The sequence below is a fragment of the Nocardia vinacea NBRC 16497 genome (genome assembly GCF_000308835.1).
Lineage (GTDB): Bacteria > Actinomycetota > Actinomycetes > Mycobacteriales > Mycobacteriaceae > Nocardia > Nocardia vinacea.
This window is the reverse complement of record NZ_BAGN01000407.1, coordinates 18,292-36,442: the sequence shown is the minus strand read 5'-3', so window position 1 is coordinate 36,442 and position 18,151 is coordinate 18,292. Positions and strand designations below refer to the sequence as shown.

The 18,151-nt window shown below is 65.0% G+C and carries 13 protein-coding genes and 1 pseudogene; 8 read left to right on the top strand and 6 right to left on the bottom strand.

The window, feature by feature from the left end:
* Positions 1-279 precede the first annotated feature (279 nt).
* Together ON44_RS38865 and ON44_RS38860 are read right to left on the bottom strand one after the other, a co-directional pair.
* Positions 280-1,428 (bottom strand): thiolase family protein, encoded by a 1,149-nt coding sequence (locus ON44_RS38865; RefSeq protein ID WP_040699739.1) that lies wholly within the window; start codon positions 1,426-1,428, stop codon positions 280-282.
* Between the two features lie 17 nt (positions 1,429-1,445).
* Positions 1,446-1,862, bottom strand: a complete 417-nt coding sequence (locus ON44_RS38860) for a Zn-ribbon domain-containing OB-fold protein (protein WP_040699738.1) — start codon at positions 1,860-1,862, stop codon at positions 1,446-1,448.
* A 165-nt stretch (positions 1,863-2,027) separates the two neighbouring features.
* Here ON44_RS38860 and ON44_RS38855 point away from each other — a divergent pair, with 165 nt between their 5' ends.
* The 6 genes from ON44_RS38855 (at position 2,028) to ON44_RS38825 (ending at position 11,984) form a co-directional block, all read left to right on the top strand.
* Positions 2,028-2,420, top strand: a complete 393-nt coding sequence (locus ON44_RS38855; protein WP_040699737.1) for a pyridoxamine 5'-phosphate oxidase family protein — start codon at positions 2,028-2,030, stop codon at positions 2,418-2,420.
* A gap of 63 nt (positions 2,421-2,483) precedes the next feature.
* The gene (locus tag ON44_RS38850) at positions 2,484-3,716 is read left to right on the top strand and encodes an amidohydrolase family protein (protein ID WP_040699736.1); all 1,233 of its coding nucleotides are present in this window, start codon (positions 2,484-2,486) and stop codon (positions 3,714-3,716) included.
* Positions 3,713-5,365 (top strand): thiolase C-terminal domain-containing protein, encoded by a 1,653-nt coding sequence (locus ON44_RS38845; protein WP_040699735.1) that lies wholly within the window; start codon positions 3,713-3,715, stop codon positions 5,363-5,365. The genes ON44_RS38850 and ON44_RS38845 overlap by 4 nt, the downstream gene beginning before the upstream one ends.
* A 615-nt stretch (positions 5,366-5,980) precedes the next feature.
* Positions 5,981-6,730 carry a serine/threonine protein kinase gene (locus ON44_RS38835; protein ID WP_157187522.1) on the top strand — a complete coding sequence of 250 codons (750 nt, stop codon included), beginning with the start codon at positions 5,981-5,983 and terminating at the stop codon, positions 6,728-6,730.
* 193 nt (positions 6,731-6,923) lie between these two features.
* Entirely contained in the window at positions 6,924-10,526 is a 3,603-nt protein-coding gene (locus tag ON44_RS38830) for a protein kinase (RefSeq protein ID WP_051183002.1), read from the top strand.
* Positions 10,527-10,529: 3 nt separating this feature from the next.
* Positions 10,530-11,984, top strand: a complete 1,455-nt coding sequence (locus ON44_RS38825) for a protein kinase domain-containing protein (RefSeq protein ID WP_040699733.1) — start codon at positions 10,530-10,532, stop codon at positions 11,982-11,984.
* A 393-nt stretch (positions 11,985-12,377) separates the two neighbouring features.
* On the opposite strand, the gene ON44_RS38820 is transcribed toward ON44_RS38825, so the two are convergent.
* Together ON44_RS38820 and ON44_RS38815 are read right to left on the bottom strand one after the other, a co-directional pair.
* A complete protein-coding gene (locus tag ON44_RS38820; RefSeq protein ID WP_040699731.1) occupies positions 12,378-13,229 on the bottom strand; it encodes a helix-turn-helix domain-containing protein in 852 nt (283 codons plus the stop codon).
* Entirely contained in the window at positions 13,226-13,753 is a 528-nt protein-coding gene (locus tag ON44_RS38815) for a DUF6879 family protein (protein WP_040699730.1), read from the bottom strand. Before ON44_RS38815 ends, ON44_RS38820 begins: the two co-directional genes overlap by 4 nt.
* A 565-nt stretch (positions 13,754-14,318) precedes the next feature.
* On the opposite strand from ON44_RS38815, the gene ON44_RS51020 reads away from it, so the two are divergent.
* Together ON44_RS51020 and ON44_RS49075 are read left to right on the top strand one after the other, a co-directional pair.
* Entirely contained in the window at positions 14,319-14,609 is a 291-nt protein-coding gene (locus ON44_RS51020) for a hypothetical protein (protein ID WP_157187521.1), read from the top strand.
* Positions 14,610-15,135: 526 nt separating this feature from the next.
* Positions 15,136-15,504, top strand: a pseudogene (locus tag ON44_RS49075) (helix-turn-helix domain-containing protein); the annotation flags it as partial.
* A 2-nt stretch (positions 15,505-15,506) separates the two neighbouring features.
* Here ON44_RS49075 and ON44_RS51525 read toward each other — a convergent pair.
* A complete protein-coding gene (locus ON44_RS51525) occupies positions 15,507-15,788 on the bottom strand; it encodes a hypothetical protein (RefSeq protein WP_051183000.1) in 282 nt (93 codons plus the stop codon).
* 587 nt (positions 15,789-16,375) lie between these two features.
* Positions 16,376-17,827: an alpha/beta fold hydrolase gene (locus tag ON44_RS38805; RefSeq protein WP_245567508.1), complete on the bottom strand. Its 1,452-nt coding sequence runs from the start codon at positions 17,825-17,827 to the stop codon at positions 16,376-16,378.
* Positions 17,828-18,151: the final 324 nt, after the last annotated feature.

Here is an 18,151-nt window from a genome sequence, read left to right as displayed (position 1 = left end):
CTGGAACCGGATGTGTGAGCGCCTGTGGGATCTGGAGAGACGGCGGGTGCGGGCGCCTCGGGGCAACCCGCGTCGCCGTGAAGTCCGTGCGGCAGTTCGGATCACCGAAAGTCGACGCGCAGATGGCATCTCACTCAAGTCGCACCCGTACAGCTGATCGATGCCCGCCGCGGTTGCCAGGGGCGATCTTCGCCGGTTCGGCGCGCGGCAGCAGTGTGCAGATACCATGCCACGCACCGAACTGGCCAGTTCTGCGCCATTGGCTTTTCGGTGGCGGGATCAGGTGGTGACGATTGTTGCCCCGGCGGTGCCCGGAGCGCCGTAGAGAAGCGCGAAGCCGGCCTTGGGATCACCGGATACCTGACGGTCGCCGGCGGTCCCGCGCAGTTGCAGGACGAGTTCGTGGAGCTGACGCATACCCGAGGCGCCGATAGGCTCGCCGTTCGCGATGAGTCCGCCGTCGGTGTTCACCGGCATCGAACCGGAGATTTCGGTGACACCGTCGGCGATCAGCTTCTCCTGGTCTCCGTCGGCGCAGAATCCGGCCTCGGCCATGTGAATGACCTCGGCTCCGGCATCGGTGTCCTGGAGTTGGAGGACGTCGATGTCCCTTGGTGAGATACCTGCGGACTCGAACGCCGCGCGCGATGCGTAGACCGAGGGGGACACGTCTTCCTGCACCGGTGCGTAGGTCGTATTGACCTCGTACGCGCCGTATTTGCGCGTCCGCACCTCGACAGCGCGCACGTAGATCGGCTTGCTGGTGTAGCGGTGCGCGATGTCGGCTCGGCACATGATCACAGCGGCGGCGCCTTCGTCCGGCGCACAGAACATGTAGTGGGTCAGTGGGTAGTTGAGCATCGGCGCGGCGAGGATGTCCGCCTCGGAGATCGCCTTGCGGCGGAAAGCGTTCGGATTCGATACGCCGTTGCGGTAGTTCTTGGCGGCGACCTTGGCCAGGGTCTGCACGGAGATCCCGTGGTCGTGCAGGTAGCGGTTGGCCTTCATCCCGAAGAACTGTGTGGTCAGGTATTGACCGTTCTCGCCGTACCACTTGGGCATGCCGACGAGGGTGGGGTCGACGGTGAACGCGCCGCGCGGATGCTTGTCCATGCCGATCGCGATGCCGATGTCGTACTTGCCGAGCCGGATTCCGTCGGCGCAGACTTCGGTGGCACTGGCCGAGGTGGCGCAGGCGTTGAAGACATTGGTGAAGGGGATCCCGGTCAGTCCCATCAGGCTCACGATCGCGTCGGGATTGGCGACCTCCCAACTGCCACCGACGGCGAATTGGATGTCGCGCCATTCCAATCCGGCGTCGGCGAGTGCGGCGCGGATGGCGTGTGTCCCCATCTGCATCGCGGTCTTGCCTTCGAAGCGGCCGAATGGGTGCATACCCACGCCGATGATCGCTACATCGTTGGTCATGTGAAAAGTCCTGCCCCTCAGGCTGGTTGGAAGGCGAAGGTGAGCACCTCGTTGCCTTCGGGGTCCGTGCCGAGCGGCACGGTCGTCAGCACGACTTCCATTCCGAATTCCAGCTTGTCCGGGTTGTTTTCGGTGAGCCGGCCTTCGATCCGGATGACATCGCCGAGCTGGACCAGACCGACCCCGAAGGGAACGAAGGTTTTCGGCGTCTCGTCGCCGAGATAGGGCGCCCCTGGGAGGAAGCCCTGGGTGGTCCAGGCCACCAGGGTTCCGTTGCGCGGGAGTGTGGTCGGCTCGATCGACTGCCGACTGCACCGCGGGCACAGGTCCTGGATGGGGAAGACGGTCGCGCCGCATCCGCCACACGATCCGCCGACGAGCCGGAAGTCTTCGTCCGGCCAGTTGGAGATCTCGGGGGCAATTATTCTCCGCATACTCGTTCCTCCAGATTGTAGACTTATATACAGTAAGCCATACCGGAAGTGGTGTCACAACCATGTCGTCTCGAGGGCTCGGCGGCCGTCCGCGGTGCTTGCGGCGGTCTCCAGTGAGTATTACGGTATGTATTTCGATACTAGTGGCGAACGGGTGGTGGAATCATGACGTCGAAAGTGCCTGCCGGATTCGAGGACCTCCTGCGGCGCCCGATCGTCGGCGTGCTCGCAACCGTGACCCCGCACGGATCTCCGGACCAGACGCCGATGCGATTCACCTGGGACGGCGCACATCTACGCATGAGCCATACGATTCCGCGGCGGAAGTTCACGAGCCTGCAGGCGAACCCCAACTATTCCTTCCTCATCACCGATCCGGACGCCCCTTCCCGGGTCTTGGAGGCGCAAGGATGGCTGGTCACCGTGGAAGGGGATGAGCGGGGGTCGTTCTATTCGATGTTGAACGAGTTGTACGGCGAAACCGAGAACGGCCTGCCCGCCGACGTGCACGATCGCGTCGTCCTGCTTCTCGACGCAACCAGGTTCATCGCCAAATAGACTGTGTGCCTGGCGTTTACGCCGTTCGGGCCGCTCGGTCAGGCGCCACGAAGGAGACAAGACATGAGGCAGCCGATAGCCGCCCCGATCTTCGATGCCGACTCGCACATGTACGAGACCGCCGAAGCTCTCACTCGGTACCTGCCCGAGCAGTACCGGCAGGCCGTCCAGTACGTCCAGATCGGACGCCACACCCGGATCGCCATCAACGGCCGGATCACGGATTTCATCCCGAATCCGACTTTCGATCGTGTCGCCGCGCCGGGCGCGCACGAGAAGTTCTTCGCCGGCGAGAACACCGAGGGCCTCACCTTGCGTGAAATGCAGGGCGCCGCAATCGAAGCGCCCACCGCCGCCCGCAATCCGGAAGACCGGATCATCGAACTCGACCGCCAAGGCGTCCGCGAAACACTCAACTATCCGACACTGGCGAGCCTCGTCGAGCACTCCGCGGCCGATGATCCGGAGCTGACCCAGGCCATCATCCACGCGCTCAACCAGTGGATGCTGGAGCACTGGAGCTTCGCCTACCAGGACCGGATCTTCAGCACGCCGATCATCAACTGCGCCGAAGTCGACGGCGCGCAGCGGGAACTCGAATATCTGCTCGAGAACGGCGCGAAGGCGGTGCTGATCAAACCGGCGCCGGTGAAGAACCACCGCGGATGGCGCTCGCCCGCACTGCCGGAGTTCGATCCGTTCTGGCGTGACGTGGAGAACGCGGGCCTGCCGATCGTGCTGCATGCCAGCCAGCCGCCGCTCGACGAGTACGTCAACAAGTGGGAACCGCCGGCCACCAAGAACTTCATGGCCATGAGTTCGTTCCGGTGGCTGGCCCTCGGGCATCGGGAGATCTCCGACATGATCGGCAGCCTGATATGCCACGGCACCCTCACCCGATTCCCGGGGCTGCGCATCGCCAGTGTGGAGAACGGCAGTTCGTGGATCCATCCACTTTTCCACGACCTGGCAGACCTGACCAAGAAGATGCCGCAGAACTTCCCCGAAGACCCGCTGGAGGTCTTCCGGCGCAATATCTGGGTCAGCCCGTTCTGGGAGGGATCGGTCGCCGACGTCGTCGAGACGGTCGGCTGGGATCGGGTGATGTTCGGCTCGGATTACCCACATCCGGAGGGACTCCCGGAGCCGAAAAGCTACTGGAAGTACGCCGAGGGTATGGACCAGCGCCGCACCTGGGACTTCATGGGCGACAACGCACGCCGATTCATGGGGTTGCCCATCGCGAATCCCGATCCGGCCGCGCAGCATCCGCCGGTCTTCGAGAGCAGCCGGTGAGCGTGCCGCGTCCACAGCCGTCCATCACACCAGAGAACGAGTTCTTCTGGACCTCCGGCGCGGACGGCCGCCTGCGTATCCGGGAATGCCTGTCCTGTGCCGCGTTGATCCATCCGCCGCAACCGGTCTGCCGCTACTGCCGCGGCGACCGGATGAGCGTGCGGGTGGTGAGCGGATTCGCCACCCTCATCGGCTTCACCGTGAACCACCGCTTCCGGGTGCCCGGCCTGCCCACGCCGTACGTAGTGGCACAGGTTGCCCTGGAAGAGGATCCGCGCGTGCGGCTGACCACCAATGCGGTGGCATGTGAAGCGGAGCAGCTGACCCTCGGAATCCGTATGCAGGTGGAGTTCGAGCATCTCGGCGAGGTGTGGCTGCCGCTGTTCCGCCCGGCGGACGAGCAGAAGCCGTTGGCTCCCTTGCCATCCGACGACATCGAGCCTGCCTCGGTGTCGCGCCACGTGCGGCCGATGGCGTCACCGGAGAAGTTCGAGGACAAGGTCGCGCTCACCGGAATCGGGATGTCGGACCTCGGGCGGCGGTTGATGGCCGATCCGCTGTCGCTGACGGTGCAGGCCTGCCGGGCGGCGGTCGAGGACGCGGGCCTGCGCCTGGAGGATATCGACGGGCTGTCGACCTATCCGGGAGCCGGCGGGTTCGGCCCGTTCGGCGAGGGCGGTGTCACCGCCATCGAATCGGCCCTGGGTATCCGGCCGACCTGGTACAACGGCAGCGCGGAGACTTTCGGGCCGGGGGGTTCGGTCATCGCCGCAATGCTGGCGGTCGCCGGCGGGCTCGCCCGGCACGTGCTGTGCTTCCGCACCGTGTGGGAGTCCACCTACGGGGAATTGGTTCGCGCCGGGCGCATTTCGCGATCCGGCGGGATCGCCGACGGCTGGCTGGCGCCGTTCGGCGCGATCTCGGCGGCGCATCTACTGGCGCAGACCGCGCAGCGCCACTTCCACCGCTACGGCACCGATCGCGAGACGCTCGGCTGGATCGCCCTCAACCAACGCGCCAATGCCGCACTGGATCCCACCGCGATCTACCGCGACCCGCTCACCATGGACGACTACCTCTCGGCACGTCCTATCACCACACCCTTCGGGCTTTACGACTGCGACGTGCCATGCGACGGGGCGGTGGCGGTGATCGTCTCCGCCCGGGAAACCGGAGGGGATCTGGCCCAGCCGCCGGTTCTGGTGGAGGCTGTCGGAACCCAGATCATCGAACGGCTGGAATGGGATCAGAGCAGCCTCACCCATGAGCCGCAGGTGCTGGGCCAGGCCGCGCACATGTGGACGCGCACCGACCTGACGCCCGCCGACGTCGATGTGGCCGAACTCTACGACGGATTCACCTTCAACTGTCTGTCCTGGATCGAGGCGCTGGGCTTCTGCGGTATCGGGGAGGCGAAAGACTTTCTGGCGCAGGGCAAGAGCATCGCCCGCGACGGTGTACTGCCGCTCAATACCCACGGCGGGCAGCTGTCACACGGCCGCACCCACGGCATGGGCCTGGTCCGCGAGGCCGTACTCCAACTCCGGGGTCAAGCCGGAGCCAGACAGATTCCCGACGCTCGGGTCGGTGTGGTCACCAGCGGTGGGCTGACGCCCAGCGGTGTGCTGCTGCTACGGGCGGACCGGTGACGGCGGCGGGGACCGACCTGCTGATCGCGCGGTGCCGGAGTGTTTCTGCCGGTGCACCTGCCCTATCAGGCTGATCAAGTCGCCGCGAGCGATAGGGCACGACCGAAACAGTCCAGACTGGTCCTCAACCACGCCTTGCGGGCGATTGATCGAATGGGCTTGGGCACCATGGTCGAGCGTGCCCCGTGGCGGGGTTCCGCGTCACCGGGGGCATCTGCCGCATCTGCCGCAGTCAGTGCCGCCGGTGGTTGGCCGTCGGCGGCGGCTGGGGCAGCCAGCGAGTGGTGGAGCCGCGCAGAGTAAGCGCGATCGTGGCGATCGTGGGAGGATGCCGATGGCCAGCACCGTGGGGCGCCGAACTCGTACGCCTGCCCTACGTCCTCGTTGTCGGCGGCGATGGCGGCCCACATCATTCGGCGGCGGTGTGGGGTGTTCGGTGGTTGTCCTCGCTGCTTCTGCCTCCCGGAAACGTTTGTGTGCCGTGGTCCACGGAGGGCTCGGCGAGCCGGATGCGGAACCTGATGATCCTCAGGTGAGCCGTGGCCGGTTATCGGCGAACACCGAGTGTGGTTGGTGCCGGAACGTTTCGAGCTCGTGCGTGGTCACAATGGGGCCGTGACCGAAATCAACAAGTGCTCGGTTCTCGTGCACGTGCCCGCGCCGCAGGGCACGGTGATGCGGGCGCCGGCATTGAATCTGTGGCCTGGTGAGCAGGCGATGTTCGGGCGAGGGTCGGACACCCGTCGGGTCGATGTTCGTCTCGATCGGCCCGGAATCTCCCGTTTGGCCGGGCGCATCGAGGCGCTCGACGAGTACTGGATCCTGACGAACTACGCGAGTAAGGCGGACGCGACCTATGTGGTGCACAACGACGAGGGCCGTGGCGAGCACTTCACCATTCGCCCAGGCGAACGTCTTCCGGTGCCGTTTACCGAATCCCGGATAGAGCTGCTGGACGCGGAGTCGAACGTGGTCGAGTTCAAGGTGTTCGTGCTGCGCCGCGCCGCCGCCCCGATTCTTATTACAACCGCCACCGTCGGTGGGACCGGGGACCCTGTCCGACGGGTCGACGAGACTACCAAGCACTTTATGGTGCTGGTCGCGCTGTGCGAACCGCGGATGGTGCATGGCTCCACCGCGGTGCCGACGATCCCCGAACTGCTCCGACGGGTCCAGCGTACGAAGACCGGGCGAGACATCAGGACACTGTCGGCGGTGAACTTCCATATCGAGTATCTGGTCGACCGTCTCGGTTTGCGCGGCTACGACGGATTGGACGATCGGCGTGCTGGATTGATCAACCGTGCGTTGTGGTTCGGCATCGTCCGTGAGGAACACCTCGGCTTGTTGGCCGACGATGTTTGACCCGCGAGCGTCGACGACACACCATCGGACACCACCCGGTGACTCTCCTCGTCGGGCGGGGCCCCTGTCGATCGTCAGGTAGCGCCGTAATGATGTTGCGGGTGACGATGATCCGCAACAGTGCACGTTTTCCTGGCAAGCAGTTGGTGCGAGGGCGTGACCGTCGACAAGAACACGAAAACGGGGGCGCGTAATGATGAGCGAGGACTTCGACTCGGACGCAAGCCGATTCGGGCCGTGGCGGGTCGGAGAGGTGGTCGCGGACCTGTACGAGGTCCGCGACGTGATCACTTCTGGCGGGATGGGGTTGGTGTATCGGGTATGGCATCGCGGCTGGCGGGTGGAGTTGGCGGTGAAGACGCCGCGCCCGGATCTGGTGGATTCGCCAAAGCACTTGCGGGACTTCGAATCCGAGGCCGAGGCGTGGGTGGGGTTGGGCGTGCATCCGAACACGGTGTCGTGTGCTTACGTGCGTCGACTCGACGATCCGGTGCCGCAGGTGTTCGCCGAGTGGGTGGACGGCGGCAGTCTCGCCGACGCCATCCGCCACCGAACGTTGTACGAGGGTGACCAGCAGCAGGTGGTCGGTCGGTTGCTTGATGTGGCGATCCAGTTCGCCTGGGGGCTCGAGCACGCCCATGAGCAGGGGCTGATCCATCAGGACGTGAAGCCGGCCAATGTAATGCTCACCGGTGATGGGATCGTGAAGGTCACTGATTTCGGGTTGGCGAAGGCCCGCGCCGTCGCGGGTGAGTCTGCGAGTGTGCGACCGGGTCCGAGTGTGTTGGTCGGGTTCGGCGGCATGACACCGGCCTATTGCTCGCCGGAGCAGGCGCTGGCGGGCCACGACGCATCGGTGCGACTGTCTCGGGCGACGGATGTGTGGTCGTGGGCGATCAGCGTGTGGGAGCTGTTCGCGGGCGGCCCACCGTGCCGATTCGGACAGACCGCGGGCGAGGTGTTCGAGTCGTTTGTCGCCGACGGCGGCACGCAGGCGGCCGGGATCCCTTCGCTACCACCACAATTAGCCGTTTTGCTGCGGCAATGCTTCGCGGCGGACCCCACCGCGCGACCGAGAATAGAAGCGTTGGCGGACGGTCTGACCGAGCTGTACACCAACTTCGTCGGCGAACCATATCCGCGGTCGCGGCCGGTCGCGGCTGAGTTGCTGGCCGACGGGTTGTCGAACAAGGCGTTGTCGCTGCTGGATCTCGGCCGGCAGGAAGAGGCCGAGAAGGCGTGGCAGCAAGCGGTCGCGATCGATCCACACCACCTGCCCTCGGTCTACAACTTCGGTCTGTATCGGTGGAGGTCAGGACTGTGCACCGGAGAGGATGTCGTCTCGGATCTCCAGGCCGCACGAGCCGCGGATACCGGCGCTCCGGCCGGGCTCGGCGCGCTGCTCCTGGGGACAGTACAGCTCGAGCGTGACGACGAGCGGGCCGAGGATCTGCTGCGGGAGGCGGCCGTCGCCGACCCGAGCTCGCCGGACTGCGCTGCCGCACTGGTGGAGTGGGAGCGCCGCCCTCGGCGAATCGACGCCGACTTCGACGGCCACGCCGAAAAGGACGTGTCGGCGGTGGCGGTCAACGCCGACGGTAGCCTCGTCATATCCGGTGACCGTGCGGGCAGGCTGTTGCTGTGGTCGCCGGGGGAACACCGACCCCGACACACCCTGACGCCGAGTGGATTACCGATTGCCGCGCTCGCGATCGACGACGCGGGCACCGTCGGCGCGGCCGTCCGGGAAGATGGACGGATCGAGCTGTGGGACCTGGAACGCGGCCGCGCCCAGCAGGGAAAGCCTGCCATGAACGAAGAGAGCGACAACGTCGCCGTCGCGATGAGTGGTGACGGCCGCTACGTCGCAACAGGATCCACGAGCGGAACAATCCGGGTCTGGGCGCTCGATCTGCCACGGTGTGTCGCCACCCTGCCCGGTCACATCGGACCGATCACGTCACTGGCACTGAGTGGAGACGGCCGCAGGGCCTTGTCCGCATCGTTCCGGGGGCTGGACGGTGACTGCACGGTCCGCTCGTGGGATGTGGCCGGTGGCCGCTGCATCGCCACATTGACGGGACCGGTCCGGGGAAGTCTGAACGGCAGGGACGTACTCACCAGCCCGATGGATGTCGCGGCCGTTTCGCAGGACGCCCGGTGGGCCGTGGTCGCCTGGTGGCATGGGCCGCGCACGCTGTGGGACGCGTCGCGGGGCACTGTAGTGAGCGAGGTGCCACACCGGTTGCGAGACGTGACGCAGCTGGCGGTTCATTCGGCCGGGCCCACCGTGCTCACCGCGGGTGACGTCAGTGTGCCGATCCGCGTGTGGGACGCGCGCACGGGCCGCTGCCTGCGCACGCTGGATGCGGATGTGCCCGCTGCCGTCCGGTGGGTGCGCACCGCGGCTGTCGCCGGTCACGGCCGGGTCGCGGTGCTCGGCGGTAACGGCATCGCCGTGGCCCGTCCGTTGCCGACCACCGGCTATTGGGCACCGTGGTGTTACGTACGCCCACGGTCGGCCGGCGAGCTCACCCGGACCGCGGAGGCGTTCGGCGAATTGGTGGAGCGCGCGCGACATCTCGCGGAACAAGGGCAATTCGCATCCGCCGCGGCGATGTTGCGGTCCGCGCAGCAGGTGCCGGGCTTCGCCCGCCACCCGGCTCTGCGAGAGATTTGGGCGCAGGTGGGCGTGCACGGACGCAGGTCCACGCTGCGCAGCGTGGCTGCTCTGTACTCCTTCGACGGGCGCGGGTTACTCACGCAGCCACCGACACTGGCACTACGCGAGGACGGCCTCGTCGCGGTGACCGGATGCTGGACCGGCGAGGTGGATGTTTGGGATTGCCTGGCAGGAGAGGTGGTGCACACCTTCGACCGGGGTGAGGGCGGCGCCGCGCGGGATATCCAGTTCGCCGTCGATGGCATGTTGCTCGCGGTACTGACCTCGGCGGGAACGATCCGGCAACTGAGCCTGCGGGATTGGTCCAAGCGCATCTTCACCGACGAGACCGGCGCTATCACCGCATTTGCGGTGACACCCACGGGCGACCGGATTCTCATCGGCGACGAGAACGGCGCCCTCCGACTGCGCAACCTACCTGCCGGTGAGGTCCTGCGCACGCTGCAGGCGGATCACGGCAAGATCTCCGCGGTCGCGGTCAGCTCCGACGCCCGCAGCCTGGCCACCCACGGCGGCACGCATCCGGATGCGAATCGCTTCGGTGGCCCGTCGGGCGAGAACGTAATCCACCTGTGGTCGCCGGATTCGGAGCGTCCCGCGTGGACGTTGCCGTCACGCTCGCGTGACGAGCGCCTGGCCTTCAGCGCGGACGGCCGCACGCTGTTCGTGTACCAGCAGATGTTCGTCGGCGCGTGGGACGTGGGTACCGGTGAACTCCGCTACAGCCTCCGCAATGACGGAACTGCCAACACCGCCATCGCGTTCAGTGCCGACGGCATTCGAGCCGCGACCTCGTGCGCGGAAGGTTTGCAAGTATGGGCCACTGCAACGGGGGAGGTACTGCACACCGTGTTGATGCCGAGCAGCGGGCTGGTCTTCGCTCTCAGCTCCGACGGCTCGTTCCTGGTCACCGGCGGCTGGGACCGCCTGGTGCGAGTGTGGGACGTCGGCTCCGGGCGCTGCCTGCAGACACTGGACGGTCACCAGGGACCGCTCTGCCAGGTGGCACTGAGCCGGGACGACAGCGTGCTGGCCACTGTGGATCTCGACTCGTGCCTACGGGTATGGGAGTTGTCGTGGGATTCCGAGCTCCCGCCCGAGGACGGTGAGTGACCCATGCCCGCCTCGGTGCGATTGTCGGTGATCGAGGGTCCCACCGCCGGTGCGGAGTTCGTGTTCGGTGAGAAGGCACATTGTGTGCTCGGGCGTGCGGACGACTGTGATCCGCGGATTGTCGAGAATGGGCCGCGCCCGTTGGTGTCGCGGCATCACTGCCTGTTCGACGTCAACCCGCCGGATGTTCGCGTGCGGGATTTCGGCAGTCTCAACGGAACTCACGTCAACGGGGTGGAGATCGGGCGCCGGTTGCCGGGGCAGACGCCGGAAGAGGGTGCACTGCTGGAGTTTCGGGAGCGTGATCTGGTCGACGGCGATGAGGTTCGACTGGGTGACACCGTGATCCGAATCAGCGTGGTCGTCCCGCCGAGCTGTCGCCGCTGCGGTACCGAGGTCGCCGCGGGAATCATTGTGTGCGATCGGTGCCAGGCCACGAAACTGAATGCGCGGGTGGTGGCGAGCTGCACACTGTGCAGACGCGAGCTGCGCGACCGTCGGGCCGGAAAGCTGGTGTGCGACAAGTGCAAACGCGATCCGGGTGCGCTGGCACTCGCGCTGTTGCGCAACGGCGCCGCAGGCCGGGAGGGAATGTCGGCGATCCGTGGTTACGACCCGATCCGCGAGCTCGGCAGGGGCGGCCAGGGCGTCGTTTACCTTGTACGCCATGCCGATTCGGGCGAGGCGCGGGCTGTGAAGGTGCTGCCGGCGCAAGTGGCGGTCGATTCGAAAGCCGAACAGAGCTTTCTGCGCGAGATGGACATCGTTCGAGGGTTGGACCACCCGAATATCGTCGCCTACCGCGAGGGCGGTGTGTCCGGGGCGACGTTCTACTTCGTGTGCGAGTACTGCGACGGCGGGAGCGTCGATCAGGTGGTCAAACGCAACGGCCCGTTCGGGATCGAGGCAGCGGTGCACATCGCAGTGCAGGCGCTGGAGGCGCTGGACTACGCCCACCACGTACCGGTCGATTGGGCCACCGGCGATGTCGGGCCCGCCGCCATCGGGCTGGTGCACCGCGATGTCAAACCGGCCAACATCCTGCTCACCGGCTCCGCCGAAGTGCCGGTGGCCAAGCTCGCCGATTTCGGGCTCGCCAAGGCGTTCGATCGTGCCGGCCTGTCCGGTCACACGATGACCGGGGCTATGGCCGGGACGGTCGGGTATATGGCGCGCCCGCAGTTGACCGACTACCGGTTCGCCAGGCCGGAGGTCGATGTCTGGTCGATGGCGGCGACGCTGTACTACATGCTCACCGGTCATACCCCGAGGGAGTTCCCACGTGGCGCCGATCCGATCGCGATCATGTTGCGCGACAACGCGATTCCGATCCTGAGGCGAAATCCCAAGATTTCGAAGACGCTGGCTGCGGTCATCGACGAGGCGTTGATCGATCACCCGAACATCCGAATCACCAGTGCGAGCGAGCTGCGGCAAGCGTTGCTGGACGCGCTGTGACAAGTTGGTCCACGTCTGACCTGGTGTTTCTCGGTATGGTCATTTCGGGATCATCTTGAAGATCTCGTTGACCTGAGGAAACGCTGCCGCAGGTTTGCGCCCTCTGCTGGGCATGTCGAATATGGGGACGGGGACGACCTGCGGTTTTCGGCCGGAGACTGGTGATCGAAGCCGATTACACCAGGCCCACAATCTCGTCCACAGCGGCGACGTGGGTCAAGCATGCGCACTCCTCACCGACAACTTCGAGGCGATTTCCGATCGGGACTCTGCCCGGTTGCAGCAACGGCTGGATGCCTTCGCCGATACGGTTCGACCGCATGCCAAGGTGCCGGAAGTACGGGAGTTCCTGGGGATGCTGGCGGAGGCGATCGTGTCTTCGAGTCTTGCCGATCAAAGCACCGGATCGGCCGCGTCCGCTCCGCTGCTGTACCGGTTCATGGCAATCCGGATCAGTTCGCGGGCACGGTTGCCAATCGCTGCCTGTTCGGTCAACGCCGTGAACGCCTTTTCGTACAGCGCAACTTCGCGCGGCTGAGTCACCGTCAGCTGCGCGGTGAGCGTCTCGGCCTGCACCATCTTCCGGTCGAAGATGGTGAAGTTCATCAGCGGTATCCGGTAGGCAGCATCCAGGCGGATCACGCCGAGCACGATGCGCGGCAGGGTCATCGCCACCAGGAGCCGATCCAATTGTTCGATCATCACTTCCGGGCCGCCGACAACCGTGCGTAAGGCTTGTTCACCGATGAGGAAGTGGAAGCGGTGCCGTCCCCGGTACAGAACGGTCTGCCGCTCCAGCCGGGCCGCCAGCGACGCTTCGACGACAGTGGGGCCGCCGTAGAGGGCTTCGACGGTTTCCAAGACACCCCGAATGTAGCGCGGTGTCTGTAGCAGGCCGGGGACGAGGCCGGGCTCGTACCAGCGGACTAACTCGGCGTCGGCTTCCATTTTGGCGATCACCCGCTGCCACTGTGGGATACGCATTCGCCGGACTTCGAGGTAGGCGGCTTCGACGTTGTGCAGGGTGGCGATCAGGTCGGGCAGTTGGTTGGTGGCATGGCAATGCAGACACCATGCCCGTAGGTCCTTTTCGGAGGGTGTCTGCTTGCCATGTTCGATTTTCGAGACCTTCGACTCGTGCCACCCCTCGAGATCCGCCAGGGCACGGCCGGTCAGACCGGCGCCCTTACGGATCTCGCGCAGTCGCTGGCCGAGCGCCTCGCGGGCTTCCCGCAGATTGGTCACTGATGCAGTACGTGCACGTATTCGTCGTGTGGAACCGCCAATGGCCAGACACGGTCACGGACGCTGCGGAAATGCGCCGTGATCACCGGATCGGTGGTGACGGCGAAGCCGGCACCCTCCCCGGTTGTCGTGAAGACGCTGAACGCCGCCAGGTGGTCATCGAACAGCCAGTAGTCGTCACCTGTCAGATCGGACGGTGCGATGGAATGCCGTGGCAGCCAACGGATTTGCTCACCGGCTGCGATGTTGCGCGGTGATACCGATAGTGCCCACCGCGTGTAGTCGGTGTGCGGTTCGGTCACCACGCGTACCCGTTGCACCTCCTTGCCGGTACCGGTGATTTCGCGGACGAGATCAAGCCAGGACTGCTGCCAGGCGGTGTCCTCGGGTTCCCCGGACAGGAACTGCCGCAGCGGTTCGAACTCCCCGGATACGGCATACGTGTCCTGTAGTTCGAGGTGGAAGGCGCGTTGCCACGGTGACCGGAACAGTTCATCGAGTTCGTCACCGGTCAGCGAGTACATCGCGGCGGATCTCCTTTCCTATCGGCACCTCCACGCACGTTTCGTGCGGCGGAATGTCCATCTGCGCCAATGCTTCCGCATCGGTCACGGGTTCTCCCGTGAGGGTGAACGTTCCGTGTCCGGTGTCGTGAAGCAGTGTGCCCAAACAGGTTCCGGGCTCGAGGAACCCGAGGAGGGGGTGCGGTATTTCGATCAGTTCTGGGTGGCCCGGTACCCGCCATCCCTGCACAAAACGTAGGTGCTGTGGTCGCTGGCATACAGCGTGGGTGACTGGTGGGAACCGGTGTTCTTGCCGAGGAAACGTAAACGCATGATGGAGACCCCTGCCAACTGGTGTGCGTCAGCTTGCTTGCCGAGCAGGTTCATCGTCGCCGCTGGCACAGTGCGAGGTCAATGATTCATTGGTTCTCAAGCAAGTTCACGCAAGGTCGTTGCTGCCGCACGATAAACGTTCGTAGCGTCATCACCCAAGCCCCGGCACCAGGTGGATACCCGTGAGAGCCGCCCGAGCTTCGACGGTCCCTGGTGCCGGGCGCTGACCACCATGAAGCATGGAGGGGAGTGAATGACGTTGCGCCAGTATCTAGTCAAAGTGCACTGCTGCGGCAGCCGGTGGCTGGTTCATGTGCCGGCGGTTGATCGCTGGACGCCGGTCGATGACAAGAAGGCCATCGCGACGACGGCGAAACAGATGATCTCGACTATCACCGGCGCGGCACCCGACGCATTCGGCATTGATCTCATCGAGGGCAGGGTTCTTTCCCATCTCGATGAATTCGCAGTGGGGACGACGTTGCTTCGGCGCTGGGACATAACAGCACCTACTGCCGCCAGCCCGAGCAATGCAGCCCAATAGGCGGTATCCACACGAAATACGTTACAACACAACTGAATACAGAAGCGCCGCTGTCCTCGTCGGTGGCGTTGTCTTCACCATTGCTCGAAGGGTTTGATCCAAGGGGGAATTGCTATGCGTACCATCACGTTTCGGCTCGGCTTCGTGGCCGCGGTTGTTCTGACCATAGTGACGTTGGCCATGGGCCAGGCGGGGGCGGTCACCATCGACCAGTGCGTTGATGGCGGCGGGATTGTCGTCCGCCGCCGCGCCGAGATCGGCGTCGTAGCGGCCGTAGTCGTGATAGAAGGCGCGGCCCCGTTCTCTCCGATTACAGATTCGGCCGGATCACCACGCCCGAGGCATGGCTGTCCACCTGGTCGGGCCTGTCCTCCAACGCGTGGGTGAACGTGATGATCCGTAGTGGCCCATTGCTCACCCAGGCGAAGCGCGATCGGATCTCATCAGCCTCGAACTCGGGTTACCGGCGCCGGACAGCGGCACACCGTAGCGCACGCATGACACTGCGGATTCAACGGTGACTGCCGTGCCAGATGACACCACTGCCGAGCGGGCCGATGCAGCCCGCAACCGCGCCCGGCTGCTGGAAGCAGCCGCACGACTGGTTGCCGAACGCGGAGCCGAACATGTCACGATGCAGGCGGTCGCAAAGGCGGCCGGGGTAGGAAAGGGCACGCTCTTTCGCCGGTTCGGCGACCGCGACGGACTCCTGCTCGCTCTTCTCGGTGAAGCCGAGGCCGCGTTTCGAAAGGCTTACGTTTCAGGTCCCCCTCCGCTGGGACCAGGCGCACCCGCGACGGAACGGCTGGTGGCGTTCGGTCGCGCTCTCATCGAGCGCACCGGCGCACACGTTCGCCGAAGCACGGTCCGAATCCGACTGGGGCACAACCACAATCGTCATGGTTTTCCTGGCGACTGTGCCGACACCACTGAGTCCGGGAATCGGTCATCGGCCCGCTGTAACTTGTTCGCATCGTAGAAACGGCGCGCCCAGTACGAGTTCGGTTTGGCCAGCCTGATCGCGTCGAACCACCAGATGGGGTGGATGAACACACCAAGGGCGAGCATGCCGAATTTGCCTTTCAACGCGGTGACGACGATGGGCAGGGCTAACAGGAAAGCAAATGCGGTGATGCCCAGCAAAGCGGCCAGCATATCGGTGGTGCCCGAGTCTTGCATGGGGTCTCGATTCATTGAGGGCTGACAGTGCACAGCACGCTGGCCAGACATCGCGGGACCCCTCCCGAACTCGCCTGTAACGAGCGGCGCAAGAATCCGAAAACCAGTGTCTACCAGTGGTCTACGCCATATCCGCCCGATTGCGGCGGATATTACGGGTTCCCCGTGCCGGAAGTACTTCTCCAAAAGGAAATGTCCGGCCGGTCTGGTGCGATCTACTTAGCGGATTGCGACTGGCGGGAGGCGCGATGCACAACGACATGAAGCTGGCGGCCAAACTGGCGACGTCACCGCTTCGGTGGCCCCCGGGATGCTGAGAAGAGTTCACCCCGCAGAACCGTCACAGTGACGATGTCGGGAACTGTCGGGAGTGAGAAGAATACGACGACGGTGAACATGATGAGACAGCGTGGTTGCCAAATCAGTTGGGTTCGGTGAGAGAGGGGATGGAAGATGAAGTAGGCCGGGACGATTCAGATGATCACGGCCTATGGAAAAACCCCTGAGTGAGCCTCGCACCGTGCTCGAGTTCAGGGCCCGGTTGGTTTTGCGATTCGTCGATGATTGCGGCTGGGCGCTGCGGGCGATCAGTCGGGGAGATTGTTGGTGTCGCGTTGGCAGGTGAGGTCGGCATTGGGGAGGGTGCCGTCACGGAAGTAGGTATTGACGGCCTCGTTCACGCAATGGCTCAGGTCGGAGCCGAGGACGCCGTGAACGCGGGTGTCTGCCAGTGTGACCATTCGTGACGCTGTCAGGTCCTGGTGTAATGCAAGGCCCTGCTGATAGGCGGTGCGGGTGTCGCGGGTTGCCTGCAGGATCAGGGCCGGTGTCGGGTTGTGCACGGCGGTGGGTGGCTCGACCGGATCCGGCCAAAACGCGCATGCGGTGATGTTGTTGGCGAACGCGCCGAACACCGGTTGGGTCGCCCGGACGCTTTCGATGTTGTGGCGATACCAGGCCAGATCTCGGGGTGCGGCCTTGTCGCCGCACAGGACCGCGGCCATACCCGAGGCGTCCAGTGGAACGGGACCGCTGATCTTCGCTTTCAGCTGTTCCATGTCGATGGGCAGCCCGGATACTGCGTCGGCCAGGGTCCGCACGAGCTCGGCGAGGTTGGTGTTCTTCTTGGGATTCGACAACAGCGACAGCAGCATCATCGGAACGGTGTGTTCGTCGATGAGATAACCGTTGCCGATGACCGGATGCGTTGCGGCACGTCGGATCATGTCCTCGACAAAGGCTCGGACCTGCGGTCCGCTGCTACCGAAGTGGTAGTCGGCGTCGTGGCGGGCCGCCCAGATCGCCCAGTCGTCGAGTCCGGCCTCGTTGACGGCGCCCATGTCCTGGTACGTGCCGATCCAGTAGCGGTCCGGGTCGATGGCACTGTCCAGCACGATCCGGTCACTGTGCTGGGGGAACATCTGCGTGTACACCGCGCCCAGGTAGGTGCCGTAGGAGTCGCCGTAGTAGTTGAGCTCGCGTTCGCCGAATGCGCTGCGGATGACATCCATGTCTCGGGCGGTGTTGCGGGTGGTGATGGACCGGGCCTTCTCGGGATCGGGTGCTACGCAGGAAGCCGCGAGCGCGGCGGCCAGGGTGGCGTCGCGTGCGTAGCCGAAGGCGTCGAAGCCGGCCGAGAACAGCATGGTGGGCAGCGGCAGCGCACAACTCATTCGGTCCGATCGGCCGATGCCACGCGGATCCATGCCGATCAGGTCGTACCGGGCGCGGACATCCGGTGTGAGCCGATCCCGGAGGTCGGTAATCATGCTCAGGCCCGGACCGCCGGGACCGCCGGGGTTGGACAGCATGATCCCGCGTCTGCGGGCCGGGTCGGTGGCCGGGATACGCGAGATCGCTACGGTCAGCGTGCGTGTGTCCGGTCGGTTGTAGTCGAGTGGTACGACAACGCCCGCGCACTGAGCCCCCGCGCCGTCGAGTACCGCGTCGTTACATGGCTTCCAGTCCAGCGGCTGGTGATAGAACGACTCCAGCCCACCCGGGATGTCATCGACCGGATCGGCGCTTGCCGGTCCCATGGGCAACGTGGCGAATGCAGCTGCCGATATGACTCCCAGAACGAGCCATCGTAACCATGTTGTCGGCATTGCATCTCCTGCCCGCGACCTCCGTGTACGCATCCCTGATTCCGCCGCACAGCCGTTTTCGGGGTCTCGGACCAGCACCCTACTGCCGTTTGCTGAAACCGGCTCGGCGAGGCCGAGATTCTCAGGAGCGTCATACATGCTTGCCCGGTCACATCAGGGTTGTGCCTCCGACATCTGGTTTTGTCGTGCGTGCGACGTGCACGACTCACAGGCCGACGCCATATCGGCGTATGCCGAGCAATAGCCCGCCGAGTC

What these genes read in the sequence shown, in the direction of transcription:
- ON44_RS38865 (WP_040699739.1), bottom strand. Translation starts at nt 1,428, where the DNA reads ATGACCAACGATGTAGCGATCATCGGCGTGGGTATGCACCCATTCGGC.
- ON44_RS38860 (WP_040699738.1), bottom strand. Translation starts at nt 1,862, where the DNA reads ATGCGGAGAATAATTGCCCCCGAGATCTCCAACTGGCCGGACGAAGAC.
- ON44_RS38855 (WP_040699737.1), top strand. Translation starts at nt 2,028, where the DNA reads ATGACGTCGAAAGTGCCTGCCGGATTCGAGGACCTCCTGCGGCGCCCG.
- ON44_RS38850 (WP_040699736.1), top strand. Translation starts at nt 2,484, where the DNA reads ATGAGGCAGCCGATAGCCGCCCCGATCTTCGATGCCGACTCGCACATG.
- ON44_RS38830 (WP_051183002.1), top strand. Translation starts at nt 6,924, where the DNA reads ATGATGAGCGAGGACTTCGACTCGGACGCAAGCCGATTCGGGCCGTGG.
- ON44_RS38825 (WP_040699733.1), top strand. Translation starts at nt 10,530, where the DNA reads ATGCCCGCCTCGGTGCGATTGTCGGTGATCGAGGGTCCCACCGCCGGT.
- ON44_RS38815 (WP_040699730.1), bottom strand. Translation starts at nt 13,753, where the DNA reads ATGTACTCGCTGACCGGTGACGAACTCGATGAACTGTTCCGGTCACCG.
- ON44_RS51020 (WP_157187521.1), top strand. Translation starts at nt 14,319, where the DNA reads ATGACGTTGCGCCAGTATCTAGTCAAAGTGCACTGCTGCGGCAGCCGG.
- ON44_RS51525 (WP_051183000.1), bottom strand. Translation starts at nt 15,788, where the DNA reads ATGCAAGACTCGGGCACCACCGATATGCTGGCCGCTTTGCTGGGCATC.
- ON44_RS38805 (WP_245567508.1), bottom strand. Translation starts at nt 17,827, where the DNA reads ATGGGACCGGCAAGCGCCGATCCGGTCGATGACATCCCGGGTGGGCTG.